This is a genomic window from Allobacillus sp. SKP2-8 (assembly GCF_007559355.1).
Lineage (GTDB): Bacteria > Bacillota > Bacilli > Bacillales > Alkalibacillaceae > Allobacillus > Allobacillus halotolerans.
In genome coordinates, this window is record NZ_VMHF01000001.1 from 408,014 (window position 1) to 425,153 (window position 17,140).

Below are 17,140 nucleotides of genomic sequence, written 5' to 3' on the forward strand. Positions count from 1 at the left end.
ACCTCCCTTCAAAGGTTGCATGTTTATTAAAACATATAACTACATAACCATACCACCATCAACATGAATTGTTTGGCCAGTCATATAATCTGATTCCTCGGAAGCTAAAAATTTAACCACATTAGCCACGTCTTCTGGGTCTCCCAGTCGATTTAATGGAATCATGTCATACATGCTTTGTTTTTGTTCATCGGTCAACTCATCTGTCATTTCAGTTGAAATAAAACCCGGTGCGACCGCGTTCACGTGGACATTCCGAGTTGCTAATTCTTTAGCGACTGATTTTGTCATGCCAATCACACCTGCTTTGGCGGCAACATAGTTCACTTGACCCGGATTTCCGCTCACACCAACAATGGAAGCAATATTGACAATTTTTCCAGCTCGTTGCTTCATCATTTGACGGGTGACGGCTTTCGTGCAATTAAATACACCTTTTAGATTCGTATCAATGACTTGATCGAATTCTTCCTCTTTCATACGCATAAGTAAATTATCACGTGTAATCCCCGCATTATTGACAAGGATATCTAAACTTCCGAACGTATCAATCGTTTCTTTTACCATTCGCTTTACATCATCAGCGTCAGCAACATTCGCTTGAACAGCGATTGCCTCCTGGCCGAATGACTTAATTTCTTCGACTACGGCTTCTGCTTTTTCTTTACTTCCAGAGTAGTTAACGACAACATTTGCACCATTTTTACCTAAATTAAGTGCAATTGCTCTACCAATTCCTCTTGAAGCACCGGTTACAAGAGCTGCTTTTCCTTCAAACATTTACGCTTCCTCCTTCGTCCAGTCGAGAAATTTATCAAAGGTATCTACGTCTTGGACAGCAAAAACCTTTGCACGACGATGAACTTTTTTCACTAAGCCTGAGAGCACTTTTCCGCTGCCGACTTCAACGAATGCATCTACATCCTCTTCCAACATATTTTCGACAGTTTGTGAAAATTGAACTGGAGAGTAAAGTTGTTCAATCAATAATTGCTTAATCTCATCACTTGTTGTAACTGGCTTTGCGTGAACGTTCGCATAAACTGGAATATTGGCTTCTTGGAAGTTTACTGAATCCAACACAGCTTGAAATTCAATGCTGGCTGGTTTCATTAACGCTGAATGGAAAGGTCCGCTTACATTCAATGGCAATACTCGTTTTGCACCGTTCTCTTTCAATTGCTCACTCGCTTTTTCAACTCCAGCTACACTACCAGAGATCACAATTTGACCAGGGCAATTATAGTTCGCGATGTTGACAACGTCACCCGCTTCCGTAACTGCATCGGTTACTTGGCGAATCTCTTCATCCTTCATCCCCAGCACAGCTGCCATCGTGCCTTCTCCAGAAGGTACAGCCTTTTCCATTAATTTACCGCGTTCATGGACGACTTTAATGGCGTCTTCCAAGCTTAAAACACCTGCAGCATATAATGCACTGTATTCTCCTAAACTGTGACCAGCCACTAACGCTGGCTCAACACCTTTTTGCTTCAACTGATCATTAATCACTGCACTGATCAATAATAAAGCTGGTTGAGCATTTTCCGTCTTTGTCAACGTTTCATCAGGACCGTTCAACATTAAATCACTTAAAGAATAGCCAAGTACATCATCTGCTCGTTGAAATGCATCTTTCACTTCTTGATTTTGATCAAAGAAACTTTTTCCCATTCCGACCGTTTGTGACCCTTGTCCGGGAAAAAGAAATGCCAATTTACTCATCCGACCCCTCCTCAGTTTGCAGTTTTTTCACTTCTTGAGTAATCGCGTCAATCACCTGCTCATCGACTAGCTGACGTGTCTGTCTGATTGCATTAAAAATCGCCCGATCGTTTGATGATCCATGTGCCTTAATGACTGGCGCTGCAAGTCCAAATAAACCTGCTCCACCATATTCTGAGTAATCCAGTCGATCTTTCAATCCTTTTAGATCCGTCTTGACCATAGCGGCTGCAATCTTTGTTTTCGTACTTTTCATAAATACATCTTTGACCATAGAAAACAACGTAGAAGCTGTTCCTTCAACGGTTTTCAAGACAACGTTCCCAGAAAAACCGTCCGTTACAACGACGTCCGCCACACCATCAAGCAGATCGCGCGCCTCAACATTTCCAATGAAATTCAAGTCCGCTTGCTGTAAAAGTTCAAATGCTTTCTTCGTTAATTCCGATCCTTTTTGTTCTTCAGTCCCGACATTCAATAAACCTACGCGCGGTTGATCGATGCCACGAATTTTTTTGGCATAAATGGATCCCATTATTCCGTATTGCAGCAAATGATTTGGTTTCGCATCGACGTTGGCTCCGACATCCAGGAATAAAAATCCTCCGCCATTAACGGTTGGTAATGTCGGGCTCAATGCAGGTCGTTCAATCCCTTTGATTCGGCCAACCTTAAACAACCCTGCACTCATGAGGGCTCCAGTATTTCCAGCTGAGATACAAGCATCTGCTTGTCCTTCTTTAACTGCTTCAGCCATTAAAACCATCGAAGCATTCTTTTTGCGACGAACTGCTCGCACCGGTTCATCTGTGCTTTCGATTTTTTCATCGGTATGAACGATGGAAATTCGTTCATGTGACTCATTCATAAAGGGCTTAATCTGGTTTTCATCACCATACAACGTGATTTCAAGTTCTTCGTACTCTTTGACTGCTAATAAACTTCCTTTGACGACCGCTTCAGGTGCATTGTCGCCACCCATTGCATCAATTGCAATTTTCATCAGCTAATACTCCTTTATCAATCCGTTGAGCGATACATTTCGAATGTCCCCGAAAATACAAGTTCTTTTTCAACATGGCTATTCACTTCAACGGTAGTTCTTTTTTTATCGGTATGGATTACTTTTGCTTTTGCGACAACCCGTTCATGTAAGCGCACAGACCGTTTAAATTGAATAGAGGCATTGACAGTCAATGCGAGCTCGTCATCAATAACGGCTACACATAACGAGTTAGCCTGTGCGAATAAATGGTGTCCACGGGCAATATGGTTTCTTGAAAAAACATGCTCCGCTTGGATATCTAAAATGGAGATTGCGGACTGATCTAATTCAAGATCAATCACTTCACCAATTACCTCATCTGCGGGAAGTGCTTTTAATGTTTCATCCCAATTTTCCTGAGCAACAGATTCAATTCTTTTTCTTACTTCAGGGATTCCCAGCTCCATACGGTCTAACCGAATCGTTTGAATGCTGACCTGAAATTGTTCCGCTAACTCTTCATCCGTAATAAACGGGGTCTGTTCAATAGCTTGATTTAATTGTTCTTGTCGATCTTTCTTTTTTAATTTCATTTGATGCTCCACCGTCCAGTATTATGACTAGGTCCTAATAGTAATATATAATACAGAACTCATTGTTGCAATGATTTTTTAAGCAATTCTGTGACTCACTCCATTTTATGAACTTGTCCGTTAAACAAGATAAAAATGAATGATGAAATAAAAATGGCTGGGACAAAATCTCTTAAGTTGACTCAGATACGAACATTCTAAATTAGCGTGTCGGAAATAACCGCTTCGGAAATATACTCCGCTTTTCGCGGGCAGCTGTTGAGCCTCCTCGTGCTTCGCACTGCGGGGTCTCACCTAGGCTTTTGCTCCCGACGCCCAGGACGGGCTAGTGTCAACGTTGGCCACAGGACGTGGCCGCATTTAGTTGACCGCAGAAGTCTCCGTATATTTCCTACGCTAAGTTAGATTGGTATTCGTGATTCTGAGTTCATAACTTTGATTTGTTCCAGCCGTCATTCTATAAATCAATTAATCAAAAATCCTCTCTTGAATTAGTGGATCTGAGAGAATCATTTCTTTCAATACACGGTATTCAGGTTCTTCGATCAAATTATCTTGAATAATTCGGACAGCGTCTTTTCGTGCAACCTCCAACGCCCGGAAATCCTCCGTCAAATCTGCCACTTTAAACTCTGGCAAACCGCTTTGTTTTTTGCCAAAGAAATCGCCTGGTCCACGTAACTTCAAGTCGTGTTCTGATAACTCGAATCCGTCAGTCGTCTCTGTCATCACGCTCATTCGTTCTCTACCTTGTTCTGTTTTCGGGTGAGCCATCAGGATGCAATAACTTTTGCTGCTCCCCCGACCAACGCGTCCTCTTAGCTGGTGTAATTGTGCTAATCCGAATCGCTCAGCGCCGTAAATCAACATCATGGTCGCATTCGGCACATTGACACCAACCTCAACGACAGTGGTTGATACGAGCACTTGAATTTCATTTTCAGCATAAGCTCGCATCACTTCTTCCTTTTCATCGGGATGAAGTCTTCCGTGCATGAGTCCAACTTTTATCGAATCCGGCATCCATGCTTGCAATTGCTCATAAACTTCAATCGCATTCGATAAGTCTAGTTGTTCAGATTCTTCAATGAGTGGACAAATGACATAGGCTTGGTGGCCGTCTTGGATTTCTTTCAACATAAAAGCCAAAATACGTTCTAGCATATTTTCTTTTACCCAATACGTTTCAATCGGAATTCTTCCGGATGGCATCTCATCAATCGTCGATACATCCATATCACCAAGTGCAGTAATCGATAGTGTGCGAGGAATTGGTGTGGCTGTCATGAATAAAACATCCGGTGTAACACCTTTATCTCGCAATGTTTTACGCTGCTCCACACCAAAACGATGCTGCTCGTCAATAATAATTAAGCCCAATTGATCAAACACAGTATCATCTTGGATTAGCGCATGTGTCCCAATCAATAAATCAATCTCTCCACTTTGTAATCGCTCTAATTTTTCGCGTCGTTTTTTACCTTTAATTGAACCGGTTAATAACTCGATTGATAAATGGTCACCGAGTAAAGACTGTAAAGATTCTGCGTGTTGTTCAGCCAAAATTTCTGTTGGGACCATCAATGCTCCTTGCTGACCGGATAACGCTGTTGCATACAAAGCAATTGCAGCAATAATCGTCTTTCCGGAACCAACGTCGCCTTGAAGCAATCGGCTCATCCGTGATTCACTTTTCAAATCGGTTAAAATCTCGTCCAACACACGTTGTTGACTATTCGTTAGCTGAAATGGCAGGGATTGGATGAATTTGTCTAATTGATTCTCGTCATATTTTTTGACGAGCCCTTCCATCCGTTTTTTGTTTTCTTTTCGAATCCACTGCATTTTCAGTTGAAACAATAATAATTCCTCATAAATCCACCGCCTGCGAGCGTGCTTCAAACCTACTTTAGAACTCGGTTGATGAATTTCACGGATCGCTTGCTGTCTTCCGGGTATTTTATATTCCTTTAAATACTGATCTGGTAGTAATTCTTCGACTTCAGAAAGCGAAGCCTTCAATGAATAAGAGATCCACTTTTTTAGTTGGTTCGTCGTAATATTTCCTTTTGTGGAATAAACGGGCTGAATTGTTTGGTCTTCAAAACCTTTTGGATGATATTTATGTACCGTTATTTGCAGTCTTCGTTCATCCCACTTTCCTGTTAAGGTAACTTGTTCACCTGGAATGAGTTTATCTTTCAAGAAATTCTGATTGAAAAAAACCGCTTTTACTGCAACATGACCAATCGTAAGTGTGCACGTTAATCTAGACTTTTTCCGTCCATAAAATTGCACATGTGGTTGTGATGCGACGATTCCTTGAATGGTAGCAACTTCATCGTGTGCAATTTCTGTGAGTGGTTTCAGTTCATGAAAATCATAACGAAAAGGAAAGTGGAAGAGTAGATCCCCCACTTTTTCAATGTTCATCTGTTGTAGTTGTTCGGCTGTTTTATCTCCGATGCTTGGTATATTGGTTACTGGTTCCTCAATCACTTATTACCCTTCTTTCGATGCTGCAGCTGGACCGAAAACTTTCGCTGCAAGTGCTCTTCCTGTTGGTGTTGCCGCAAGACCGCCTTCACCCGTTTCGCGAAGTGTCGATGGCATTGATTTTCCGATTCTAAACATTGCTCCGATGACCTCATCACACGGAATACGGCTCGTTACACCTGCTAAAGACATATCTGCTGAAACGATAGCTTGGGAAGATCCCATCGCATTCCGTTTCACACAAGGTACTTCTACTAGCCCTGCAACAGGATCACAAACAAGGCCGAGCATGTTCTTAAGTGTCATCGCCATTGCTTCAGCTGATTGCTGAGGACTTCCGCCTGCCATTTCGACGGCAGCTGCACTTGCCATCCCCGCTGCTGATCCGACCTCTGCCTGACATCCACCTGCTGCACCGGAGATCATCGCATTATTAGCAATCACTTGGCCAAAAGCTCCCGCTGTGAATAAAAAGTTAATCATTTGCTTTCGCGTTGGATTCAGTCTTGGTTTCAAACCAAATAACACACCCGGAACACATCCCGCACTTCCAGCGGTAGGTGTTGCACAAATCGTGCCCATCGCTGCATTCACTTCATTCGTTGCAACGGCTTTACTAATGACATCGAGTACTAATTCACCAGATAATGTATTGCCTTTTTCCATATAATTTTTCAGTAGTACAGCGTCGCCACCTGTTAAGCCAGAGGTCGATTGCACACCATTTAACCCATCTTTTACGGATTTTTCCATGATGTCCAAGTTACGTCCCATTTCTGCAAAAATTTCTTCCCGTGGTTTGCCGGTTTCTTCCACTTCTTGTCGAATCATTATTTCAGCAATAGAGACATTATTTTCTTCAGCTGCCTGAATCAATTCACTTACGTTTTTAAATAACATACTGCATCCCTCCCCCTTTTTTTATTCCGAAATAGAAATGACACTTAAAATATGTTCACAGCCTTCTAGCTTTTCCATAATCTCAACTGGAATCCGCTGATCCGTTTCGATAATCATCATTGCTTCTTTTCCTTTGTCGCGACGAGATACTTCCATATGACCGATATTGATTTTGTTGTCTGCCAAAACGCTCGTCACAGATGCAATGGCACCATGGCGATCATTATGCAAGACAAGGATTGCCGGATTTTCACCGCTTAATCGCAATTCAAATCCGTTAATTTCCGTAATTTCGGCCTTTCCTCCACCAATTGAAATGCCAACGAGTTCGAAATCGCTTTCATCATCCCCGATTTTTATACGTGCTGTGTTCGGGTGGTCCGAAGCTCCTTCTTCTTCGATGAATTCAACTGTCATCCCTGCTTCTTCTGCTAACTGGAAAGCTTCTCTAATGCGTTCATCGAATGTATCAAAATCCAATAACCCACCGACAATCGCTACGTCCGTACCGTGACCTTGATATGTTTTTGCAAAAGAACCATACAAATGGATTTTGGCCCATTTTGGTTGACGTCCATATAATTGACGCGCCATCTTTCCAATTCTTGCAGCTCCTGCAGTATGTGAACTTGACGGACCAATCATTACCGGACCAATTACATCAAAAACCGATCTAAACTTCATAAGGCACCATCCTTACTTATTGTCTTATTCTTATTTTACCAAGAAATACGGAAAAGCCCAACCTTATTCGGCATAACAGAAACAAAATCATTTGCATTGACAGTCTACGTACCTATATAATGTCTTTTGGGTTTCATCCCGGGTGGGTCGAGGGTTATTTAAAAAGAAGGAAAATAATGAATAGAGTAAATAATAATTTGGGACAAGAGATCTCTGCTGGTTTAATTGGCTACTTAACGACTGTCTATATTGTCGTCGTCAATAGTGCCATCTTGGCAGACGCTGGGTTAGACATGGAATTCGGTATGATTGCTACGATTCTAGCAAGTACACTCGGTTGTATATTGATGGGGATTTGGGCAAAGCTGCCACTCATCATCATACCTGGCATGGGTGTCAATGCGTTATTCACCTACTCCATCGTTCAACAATATGATTATTCGTATGGAGAAGGCTTAGGTGTAGTGGTCATTGCAAGTCTAATTTTCGTTATTACCGCTTTTACACCAATGGGATCGTACTTAAGCCGTGCAATTCCTAATACGTTGAAACATGGTATTACAATCGGCTTAGGATTATTTTTAATATTAATTGGATTGGAAAATGCCCAACTCATTGTCAGTGGGAACCATTCTATTATTTCTTTAGGTGATCTTTCTTCGCCATATGTCATTGTGAGTTTAGTGACGTTACTCATTGGTGTACTTTTATTTGTTAAAAATGTACCAGCGAACTTTTTGATTACAATGATTGTTGGTACGATGCTTACTTTCGTATTCGGACTTTCAGAACAGGAGCCGATTACCATTTCACTCAGTAGCATAACAGATGGATGGGTTGCACCTGAGTTTCATCACATCGGACAAATAACATTTTGGGCAGCTGTTTTACCCCTTGCTCTTGTCTTGATCTTCGAAACAATTGGCATTCTACAAGGACAGGTTGACATGCTCGAAAAGCCTGAGCGATATAAAGTAGGCAGTAAAAGCTCTTCTATCGCTGCTTTATTTAGTGGATTTTTCGGTACATCACCGACAATCCCAGCTGCAGAAAACGCCGCAGTAATTGCCGCGAAAGGACGAACGGGCCTGGCAAGTGTCGTTGCCGGTATACTCTTTTTATCAACCATTTTACTGATCCCTTACATCAGCATGATTCCAGCAAATGCAATCAGCCCGATTTTAATCATCGTCGGTGTGTTGATGATGCAAAACATTAAACACATTAATGTAAATGATCTGACGGAAGCTTTTCCGATGTTCTTGATCATGTTCATGATTCCATTCACGTATAGCATTGCTGATGGAATGGCATTTGGGTTTATCGCTTACCCATTAATTAAATATTTTACAGGAAATAAAGAAGCAACCACTCCGATTCTATGGGTGATTGCCGGATTATTTGTCTTGGAGTTTATCGTCAAGGCAACGATGTAAAAGAAAGCACCTCAGGGATTTGAGGTGCTTTCTTTTAGTCTAATTAGGATAGACATTTAAGCAGATAGACTGTTTGTTTTGATATGTTTCCTGCGCAATAACCTTTCGATAAAGATTCTAGATATGAACATGACTACGCTAAACAATACCAAGCAAACACCTATAATTAAGATGATATGGCTTAAGCTAATCGAAAATAAAATAGCGTAGACAAACGTACTTAAGATCATCCCCAATACAACGGCCACTGAGCTCCAAATGGCAATTTCTTTTAATAATAAGCGGGATATATCTTTTAAACTCCACCCAATTGAGAGATAGGTTGTAATTTCTTTTTCCCGCTCTCTTAATAAAGAATAGTTACTTTCTAACAAGGTGATTATTCCTAGAATATACGTAACTACGAGGATGATTGTATGCCAAGCATTAATCTGGACATTAACAAATTCACCTAATGCGGTTACATTGGTCGTCGTCACCGTACCTGTTAACGCCAAATAAACAATTGAATTTAAACTACTGACCAAAAACAGTTGTACAAAGGTTGTCCGAATATGTTTTTGATAAAAAGCTAAGTTTTTACTGACTAAAGAATTTTTTCTTTTGATTTTTTCACCATTCATTCGCTTCTTCCCTTTTGAACTGGTGATTTGTTTCGTATAGTAATGATTCATTACAAGCATGAAAATGAGAAATGAAATCGCTGAACAAATAAATAAGAAAAGTAAATCCCATTCCATGACTGAAAAAGCAGGGATTGCCACAATAAAAGGAACGGCTATTCCGATGCTCGCCAATATCAATAATAGATTCTCTTGTTTTCCAATTCGTCTGATATCACGATTTAACCAACCCATTTGTTGATACAAAAGAATGTCTTTTTTATTAACGACAGACCAAAAATGTGAACGATTCAGCATGTAAGTTAACACAACTAAGACAAACAATAAGCCAAGAAGCAGGTTGGTCAAACTCCACTCAGAGATAATAGTTCCAGCTGCTCCTAAAGTCGTCCACGATTCTTTGACTGTACCGATATTCTCAACGTCCATTTCCATCGTTTGCGGTGATGACCCTGCAATCTTGGTCACCATGAGACCTATCTCTTCCAGTTCATCAGTGATGGCATCAATTTTCTGGATTGATTCATCCGTGTAACCCGTAATTCCAGCAACTTTAATCCGGATTGCATCAATCGGTTGATCACCTTTGACAAGGACAGAACTCTCGATATTCGTTACACCTTTAGCCGGGGGAGTAATAAAACTTCCCGGTGTCAAGGTCGGTTTCAATTCCACCTCATTGCCATTTTCATCTTTCCCGTATACCGGAGAAAATTGATAGATTCCGAGCGGACTGGATGCCAAATCGATATCCCTTTCCTCAAAATCTATGGTATCAACTGGATCGAGTATAACAACGTCTTCTCCTTGATCGGAGGCTTCTTCACTTGTCATCCCTTTCTTGATAATTTCCCGATACGTCGGAATACCGTTTTCTTCACCGGCTTGCTTGATTTGAATACCTTCACCGCTTAAATCATAACTTGGATATCCGGCTTGATAATAAATTGGGTTATTTAAGAAGTCATACATTTCAAAATAGCGTCCGCCAAATAATTCTGGATGATCAGCCAAATGGCGAACAGATCCATCTTCAAAAAGGATGATTCCATTTTGATGAAAGGACTTCAATTCTTTACCTAAGTCGGCGGTAAACTCAAAAACTTCATCTCTTGGTATGGCTTGTAAATCGTTGATGAGTAACTGACGCTTTTCTGCATATTCCGGATCAAGTAACTGATAGAAATCATGAGGATAATCATCAACTGTACTGCCTATATCATATCTTTCTCTTAATGCGACAACTTCAGTAGGTTCGATGTCAAGCGTTGCAGCTGTTACGTTGGCTTTCAAGGTGGGTGATGGACCTTCAATCTCTAGTACTGGCAATAATGGTGAGTTGGGGAATCCATTTTGCTGAAATTGATAGGCTGGGCCTCTGATGGTCTGTTCAGGATCAATTTTATCAAAAGAAACACCGACCAGTTTTTCCTCTTCCTCCGGGTCAATTCCCACGACAAGTTGATACGTGCTAGGCATTAAAAAATTTGGCGCTTCATCTTTACAATAATTCAGTAGTTCACGGTTATCCGTGAAGAATTCATATTTTGGATGAACTGGTTTACCATCTACTTCAATTCCAGACTCTAATAAATAGCACATTTGCCGGTTACCGACTGGATAAGAATTAATTCCATCTTCTGTGAAAAACGTTGTTTCATAATAGCTGCTTGTATCCAGAAACATAACACCAAAATTCGAAGTCACCCCTGTAAAATAACCTAGAGATGCGACAGGTGCGGCAATTTCGATATCTTCTCGATCTCGAATTTGTTCCCATTGCTCAATCGAAATACCACCCTGACCAAAACCAATATAGTTTTCAGGTACGATACCCAGTTCTTCCTCCAATGGATGTTGATTGCCTTCTGCTCTAACCAATAAATCATAACTGCCTCGTGCATAATGGGATATATTACTTTCTACATCTTGTTGTAAGTTGAAAACAGAATGGATGGCTACAGGAAAACAAAGTAAAATGAAAAAGAAAGCGATCATGAAAATACCAGAATACCATTTATTTCGTTTAGCCTTTAAAAAACTCAAACGATTCATGTAGGCTGCACCTCTTGTAGCCTGCCATCACGCATGTAATATTCTCTGTTACCCAACTTTCCGACTAATGAATCATGTGTTACGAGAAGAATCGTAATACCTTGTTCGTTCAATGTTTTCAATATTTCCAATATGTGGTCTCGATTGTCTTCATCTAAATTACCTGTAGGTTCGTCACATAATAATACATCAGGTTCATTTAATAACGCGCGGGCAATTGCGGTTCTTTGTTTTTCTCCTCCAGACAATTCGTTTGGTAATGCGTCTATGCGTTCAGTTAGTCCTAAGTGTCCAATGATTTCTTTAGCTTTTGACTTCAGATGTAGCTTATTTTCATACGGCCAATAAGGCATCATTACATTCTCCAAGACAGTGTACTGATCAAAGAGTCGATAATCTTGAAAAATATAACCTATTTTATTTCTTCGCATTTGTTGAAGCTCTTCTTTTGTAAAGTCACTATACTTCTTACCGTTAAATTCAACTGTGCCTTCAAAACGGGTATGTAATCCTGCCAACACATTCAATAACGTTGTTTTGCCCGAGCCTGAAGGTCCCAATATGGAAATCCAATCCTGTTTGTTAATCACCAAATCAACGTTGCTCAGTGCGAAAATTTGCTGATTTTTACCTTGTTCATATGTAACCTGAATTCCTTTAGCTTCCATGAGCATGAATTTCTCCCCTTTTTAATAGGGGCTGAGATAAATCAAAGTTATTAACTCAGAAACACAAATAACAATCTAACTTAGCGTAAGAAATATACGGAGACTTCTGCGGTCAGAAAATAAAAGAAATTCCACAAAAACCGCACACGTCCTGTGTGCAACGGGGAAACCAACACATCCTGTAGAAGTACGTCCTGTGGCCAACGTTGACACTAGCCTGTCCTGGGCGTCGGGAGCAAAAGCCTAGGTGAGACCCCGCAGTGCAAAGCACGAGGAGGCTCAACAGCTGCCCGCGATATAGAAGACACTGCGATTTATCGCAGATGTCGCCTTATGCCCTGTGGGTAAAAGCGCAGTATATTTCCGAAGCGGGTATTTCCGGCACACTAAATTAGAATGTTCACATCTGAGTCTACTTTAAAGATTTTGTCCCAGCCTCTATTAGTCTATCTGTTTTGATAAACAGTGGCTGTGTCAACCCCTGTGATGATATAATTACTATCCATTACTCTAAGGCGAGGTGTGTAATTATCATAGTTAGTACCATACCCTAAGCTATAATACTGTTGGTGAGTCATTGCGGTGCTATTCGTATTTCGGTCAATAGTTACGTATGAACGATCCGTATCTGCCGCAAAATCAACACGCCAAGGGTTAGATCCAGTTCCCCAACTAAATGTCCAATAAGCCGTTCCACTACTGCCTTCAATTGTCTGTTCTTGCGGAGTGATTGTTGCATAACCACTTATGGTTGTAGATGATATGAGAAGAAAAAGTGTAATAGTCAAAATACTTACAATCAGCTTTCTCACTATAATCCACCTTCTTTTCTATAATATTACATTAATTATATATGGTTGTCAATTAATCGTTAAAATATTCTTAAAGTTTAGAATTAAAAAATAGTATAAATAAAAAACAGCGAGCATTCCTGAATGTAGACAGTTAAAAAAACTAACTTTAAAGGGGGCATTTTTATATCTCAACGATCCTACTCTGATGAATTTAAGATAGAGGTTGTTCAGTCATCTGACTCGAGGAATTGTTCTGTAGTTGATTACTGCTCATATAACGGAATATCAGAAAGCACTTTAAAGAGGTGGCTCCATAAATTTGAGACTGAGGGTGTTGAGGGATTAAGAGAATCGAAGACTTGGAATCGTTACTCGCAAGAACTTAAATTACAGGCTGTGAAAGATTATGAAAGCGGTAAGTACTCCCTAAGTGAAGTTGTTTATCACTATAACATCTCCAGTTCCACCGTTTTACGTAAATGGAGTAGGAAGATGTATTGATAATGGTTCTATGGAAGGTTTTTTCGGTATATTGAAGAGCGAGGAGTATTATTTACCTAACAGAAGTACGACACCTTTGAAGATCTGAAAGAAGCCTTTGAAAGATACATTCATTTTTACAATCACCAAAGGTACCAAAAAAGACTAAATGGCCTTAGTCCAATTGAATATCGGACGAAGGCCATTTAGGATTAATTTGACTTATTTTCATTGTCTACTTGATGGGTAGCAGTTCATCCACCCGCTGTTTCATTTTTCTTATTCTACTGAGAAAATAAATGAATAGATCGGCTGGTTTCCTTTGTGGATTTCAACTTCGATTTCATCGTATTCTTCTTCGATAAAGGACTCAATCGCTTGGACTTCTTCTTCCGTCGCTTCTTCTCCTTGAAGAATTGTGAGAATCTCATTTTCTTCTTCATCAATCATGTTTTTAAGCAATTCTTTAACGGTTTCCATTTTATCTGGATTGACAGCTTCAATGTCACCATCTTGGATTCCCATAAAGTTGCCTTCTTCAATGGTTTTGCCATCAATCGATGTATCACGAACGGCATAAGTCACTTGACCCGTTTTGACGTGATTCGTTGCCTCAGTCATTTCTGCTTGGTTCGCTTCCAGTTCCCCTTCTGGATTGAACATCAGCATAGCACTCATTCCCTGTGGAACCGTTTTTGTCGGAACTACTTTCGCAGGGAATTCAACTAGCTCACAAGCTTGTTCTGCTGCCATGACAATATTTTTGTTGTTAGGTAAAATAAGTACGTTTTCAGCGTTAGCTTGCTGTACTGCTTCAACAATATCTTGTGTGCTCGGATTCATCGTTTGTCCGCCTTCAATGACAACTGTTGCTCCAAGACTTTCAAACATTTCTTTAATTCCGTCACCCATCGCTACGGTTACTATGCCCAATGGAATCTTTTTCGCCGGTTTCTCTTCTTTTTTCGGCTTTTCACCGACAATAGATGTATGTTGTTCACGCATATTTTCTATTTTGATGTTGATCAAGCTTCCATATTTCTGCCCGATTGTCATAGCTTCACCAGGATACTCGGTATGAATATGTACTTTCACAACATCATCATCGGAAACGACTAATAGTGAATCACCGTGTTCGCTTAATGTATTTCGATATTCTTCCTCATCAAACGGATGATCCTTTAGTTTATCCTCTTCAAATTTAACCATAAATTCAGTACAGTAACCGAACTCAATATCTTCCGTATTCATAAAGTCTTGGTGCATTTTATGGTGTTCAGCACTGACCATTTCATCAATGGATGGAGCAGCAGCACTCGTCTGAGGCAATTCTTCACCCTTCAATGAAGCTAAGAAGCCTTCATAAACCGTAACGAGACCTTGTCCACCACTATCGACTACACCGACCTCTTTTAACACAGGAAGCAAGTCAGGTGTGCGGTCTAGTGAAGCTTTTGCTTCTTTCAAAACCTCTTCGATAAATTCAATGACGTCATCGGTGTTTTTTGCAGTGATTGTGCCTTGTTTAGCAGCATCTTTCGCGACAGTCAAAATCGTCCCTTCGACCGGCTTCATAACAGCTTTATAGGCTGTTTCGACGCCCGCTTCAAGTGCTTCAGCTAAATCGTTCACTGTTAGACTTTCCTTAGATTCAACACTCTTGGAAAAACCTCTAAATATCTGTGACAAGATTACACCAGAATTTCCACGAGCTCCCATCAATAGACCTTTTGCAAATGAAGCAGCTACTTCACCTACATGATCCTCTGTAACCTTTTCAACTTCTTTTGCTCCAGAAGTCATTGTTAAATTCATGTTTGTACCTGTATCTCCATCCGGAACAGGAAAAACATTCAATGAATCAATCATCTGTGATTGATTCGACAAATGGTTCGCACCCATAAGAACCATCTGCGCAAAATCTTTTCCGTTTAATTTCTGTATAGTCACGGTTCTATTTCCTCCCTTAAATCCAATCCTATCAACTATGCCGTTACTCGTACGCCATGAATATAAATATTTACAGCGTTAACGTTTAAGCCAATCATTCGTTTCAACGCATATTTTACTTGATTTTGTACGTTATGAGCCACCTCTGATACTTTTGTACCATAGCTCACAATGATATACATATCAATCGTCAAGTCTCCTTCATCGTTTGTAACGACGACACCTCTAGAGAAATTTTCTTTACCTAATATCTCTGAAAGACCATCTCTGAATTGATTTTTGGAGGCCATTCCAACAATACCATAGCATTCGGTTGCTGCGCCTCCAGCAACTGTTGAAATGACTTCTTTTGATATTGTTACATGTCCATATTCATTCGTGATCTCAACTGACACGTAAACTCCTCCTTTTATAAAGCACCTAAACTACAGCTATTTTACTATATCGCATTCTCTTTTAAAAGGTTATCTGTAGAATAGTCCTTCTGTCAAGTTAAATTTCTTGATATTCCATTATTTTTCGATTGAAATCTAGTGTTGCATGTGATAAATTATATGAGTATGAATTCACGAATAGCAGGAGGGATTTTAAAATGGCTCGTAAATGTCAAGTTACTGGACGTAAAACAAATACTGGTAATAAGCGTTCTCACGCAATGAATGCCAATAAACGTAACTGGAAAGCGAATGTTCAAAAAGTACGTATCATGGTTGACGGTAAACCTAAACGCGTATACGTTTCTGCTCGTGCCCTAAAATCAGGTAAAGTAGAACGTGTTTAATCATGTTCGATAAAAGCAGCTTTCGACTGAATCAAGTATTCATCGAAGGCTGCTTTTTTTGTGGTTAAAAGTTGTACCTTCAGGCCCTGCGAAGAAGAATTTTGGCTGATTACTGAAGGTTGTTGCATAACTGCTGAACTGACACAACTCATTGCTGAAGTTCGATGCCTAACTGCTGAACTGACGCATCTCACCGCTGAAGTTCGACGCCTAACTGCTGGACTTCCGCGTCTCACTGCTGAAGTTCGACGCCTAACTACTGAACTGGCGCAATTCACTGTTGAAGATTGATGACTAACTGCTGAACTGACGCATCTCACTGCTGAAGTTCGATGACTAACTGCTGAACTGACGCGTCTCACTGCTGAAGTTCGACGCCTAACTGCTGGACTTCCGCGTCTCACTGCTGAAGTTCGATGACTAACTGTTGAACCAACACGACTCACTGCTGAAATTCGACGCCTAACTGCTGAACTGACGCGTCTCACTGCTGAAATTCGACGCCTAACTGCTGAACTGACGCGTCTCACTGCTGAAATTCGACGCCTAACTGCTGAACTGACACAACTCACTGCTGAAGTTCGACGCCTAACTGCTGAACCAACACGACTCACTGCTGAAATTCGACGCCTAACTGCTGAACTGACGCGTCTCACTGCTGAAATTCGACGCCTAACTGCTGAACTGACGCGTCTCACTGCTGAAATTCGACGCCTAACTGCTGGACTTCCGCGCTTGACTGCTATAGCTCTAACGATCCACCAAGCTCAGCTCGTCTATTTAAATGAAAAAAATTGGTTAAAGCCCAATTTAGAGCTTCAACCAATTGATTTCACAAGAATAGATAAGTTCGCTTTGCGCCGTTATTATTTTTTAAATAAATTCATGACCCCACGAACCATGCCACCTAAAAATCGTGGGAGTTTAAACGTATAAAATTTCATTTTCCCCCTCCTATTCCTTACCGATC

17 protein-coding genes and 2 pseudogenes are annotated in these 17,140 nt (G+C 40.6%); 6 read left to right on the top strand and 13 right to left on the bottom strand.

Annotated elements, in window-relative coordinates:
• Positions 1-39 precede the first annotated feature (39 nt).
• From fabG to sdaAB, 7 genes are all read right to left on the bottom strand, one after another.
• On the bottom strand, positions 40-780 hold the full coding sequence (gene fabG, locus FPQ10_RS02100) for a 3-oxoacyl-[acyl-carrier-protein] reductase (protein WP_144159499.1): 741 nt from the start codon (positions 778-780) through the stop codon (positions 40-42).
• The gene (gene fabD / locus FPQ10_RS02105) at positions 781-1,725 is read right to left on the bottom strand and encodes an ACP S-malonyltransferase (protein WP_144159502.1); all 945 of its coding nucleotides are present in this window, start codon (positions 1,723-1,725) and stop codon (positions 781-783) included. It lies immediately after the preceding gene.
• Entirely contained in the window at positions 1,718-2,728 is a 1,011-nt protein-coding gene (gene plsX, locus FPQ10_RS02110) for a phosphate acyltransferase PlsX (RefSeq protein ID WP_144159505.1), read from the bottom strand. The genes fabD and plsX overlap by 8 nt, the downstream gene beginning before the upstream one ends.
• A gap of 17 nt (positions 2,729-2,745) precedes the next feature.
• Entirely contained in the window at positions 2,746-3,303 is a 558-nt protein-coding gene (gene fapR, locus FPQ10_RS02115) for a transcription factor FapR (RefSeq protein ID WP_144159508.1), read from the bottom strand.
• A 468-nt stretch (positions 3,304-3,771) separates the two neighbouring features.
• The gene (gene recG, locus FPQ10_RS02120) at positions 3,772-5,802 is read right to left on the bottom strand and encodes an ATP-dependent DNA helicase RecG (protein ID WP_144159511.1); all 2,031 of its coding nucleotides are present in this window, start codon (positions 5,800-5,802) and stop codon (positions 3,772-3,774) included.
• 3 nt (positions 5,803-5,805) lie between these two features.
• The gene (sdaAA, locus tag FPQ10_RS02125; RefSeq protein WP_144159514.1) at positions 5,806-6,699 is read right to left on the bottom strand and encodes an L-serine ammonia-lyase, iron-sulfur-dependent, subunit alpha; all 894 of its coding nucleotides are present in this window, start codon (positions 6,697-6,699) and stop codon (positions 5,806-5,808) included.
• Between the two features lie 21 nt (positions 6,700-6,720).
• Positions 6,721-7,383 carry an L-serine ammonia-lyase, iron-sulfur-dependent subunit beta gene (sdaAB, locus tag FPQ10_RS02130; RefSeq protein ID WP_144159517.1) on the bottom strand — a complete coding sequence of 221 codons (663 nt, stop codon included), beginning with the start codon at positions 7,381-7,383 and terminating at the stop codon, positions 6,721-6,723.
• A 176-nt stretch (positions 7,384-7,559) separates the two neighbouring features.
• Here sdaAB and FPQ10_RS02135 point away from each other — a divergent pair, with 176 nt between their 5' ends.
• Positions 7,560-8,819: an NCS2 family permease gene (locus tag FPQ10_RS02135; RefSeq protein ID WP_144159520.1), complete on the top strand. Its 1,260-nt coding sequence runs from the start codon at positions 7,560-7,562 to the stop codon at positions 8,817-8,819.
• 56 nt (positions 8,820-8,875) lie between these two features.
• Here the strand turns inward: FPQ10_RS02135 and FPQ10_RS02140 are convergent, their stop codons facing one another.
• The 3 genes from FPQ10_RS02140 to FPQ10_RS02150 all read right to left on the bottom strand — a co-directional run bounded on the left by FPQ10_RS02140 (position 8,876) and on the right by FPQ10_RS02150 (position 12,977).
• The gene (locus FPQ10_RS02140; protein ID WP_144159523.1) at positions 8,876-11,497 is read right to left on the bottom strand and encodes an ABC transporter permease; all 2,622 of its coding nucleotides are present in this window, start codon (positions 11,495-11,497) and stop codon (positions 8,876-8,878) included.
• Entirely contained in the window at positions 11,494-12,171 is a 678-nt protein-coding gene (locus FPQ10_RS02145; RefSeq protein ID WP_144159526.1) for an ABC transporter ATP-binding protein, read from the bottom strand. The genes FPQ10_RS02140 and FPQ10_RS02145 overlap by 4 nt, the downstream gene beginning before the upstream one ends.
• A gap of 440 nt (positions 12,172-12,611) precedes the next feature.
• The gene (locus FPQ10_RS02150) at positions 12,612-12,977 is read right to left on the bottom strand and encodes a hypothetical protein (protein WP_144159529.1); all 366 of its coding nucleotides are present in this window, start codon (positions 12,975-12,977) and stop codon (positions 12,612-12,614) included.
• A 165-nt stretch (positions 12,978-13,142) separates the two neighbouring features.
• On the opposite strand from FPQ10_RS02150, the gene FPQ10_RS13475 reads away from it, so the two are divergent.
• Together FPQ10_RS13475 and FPQ10_RS13480 are read left to right on the top strand one after the other, a co-directional pair.
• Complete coding sequence (locus FPQ10_RS13475; protein ID WP_370512020.1) at positions 13,143-13,460, top strand: transposase; 318 nt, start codon at positions 13,143-13,145, stop codon at positions 13,458-13,460.
• A pseudogene (locus tag FPQ10_RS13480) lies at positions 13,444-13,649 on the top strand (IS3 family transposase); the annotation flags it as partial. The gene FPQ10_RS13475 and the pseudogene FPQ10_RS13480, both read left to right, overlap by 17 nt.
• 69 nt (positions 13,650-13,718) lie before the next feature.
• On the opposite strand, the gene FPQ10_RS02165 reads toward FPQ10_RS13480, so the two are convergent.
• Positions 13,719-15,389, bottom strand: coding sequence for a DAK2 domain-containing protein (locus FPQ10_RS02165; RefSeq protein ID WP_144159531.1), 1,671 nt, complete (start codon positions 15,387-15,389; stop codon positions 13,719-13,721).
• Positions 15,390-15,424: 35 nt separating this feature from the next.
• A complete protein-coding gene (locus tag FPQ10_RS02170) occupies positions 15,425-15,784 on the bottom strand; it encodes an Asp23/Gls24 family envelope stress response protein (RefSeq protein WP_144159534.1) in 360 nt (119 codons plus the stop codon).
• 197 nt (positions 15,785-15,981) lie between these two features.
• On the opposite strand from FPQ10_RS02170, the gene rpmB reads away from it, so the two are divergent.
• The 3 genes and pseudogenes from rpmB to FPQ10_RS13485 all read left to right on the top strand — a co-directional run.
• Positions 15,982-16,170: a 50S ribosomal protein L28 gene (gene rpmB / locus FPQ10_RS02175; RefSeq protein WP_144159537.1), complete on the top strand. Its 189-nt coding sequence runs from the start codon at positions 15,982-15,984 to the stop codon at positions 16,168-16,170.
• 60 nt (positions 16,171-16,230) lie between these two features.
• Positions 16,231-16,461, top strand: coding sequence for a hypothetical protein (locus FPQ10_RS02180; protein ID WP_144159540.1), 231 nt, complete (start codon positions 16,231-16,233; stop codon positions 16,459-16,461).
• A 204-nt stretch (positions 16,462-16,665) separates the two neighbouring features.
• Positions 16,666-16,887: pseudogene (locus FPQ10_RS13485) on the top strand (hypothetical protein); the annotation flags it as partial.
• Positions 16,888-17,036: 149 nt separating this feature from the next.
• On the opposite strand, the gene spoVM reads toward FPQ10_RS13485, so the two are convergent.
• Entirely contained in the window at positions 17,037-17,114 is a 78-nt protein-coding gene (spoVM, locus tag FPQ10_RS13490) for a stage V sporulation protein SpoVM (protein ID WP_144160174.1), read from the bottom strand.
• Positions 17,115-17,140 lie beyond the last annotated feature (26 nt).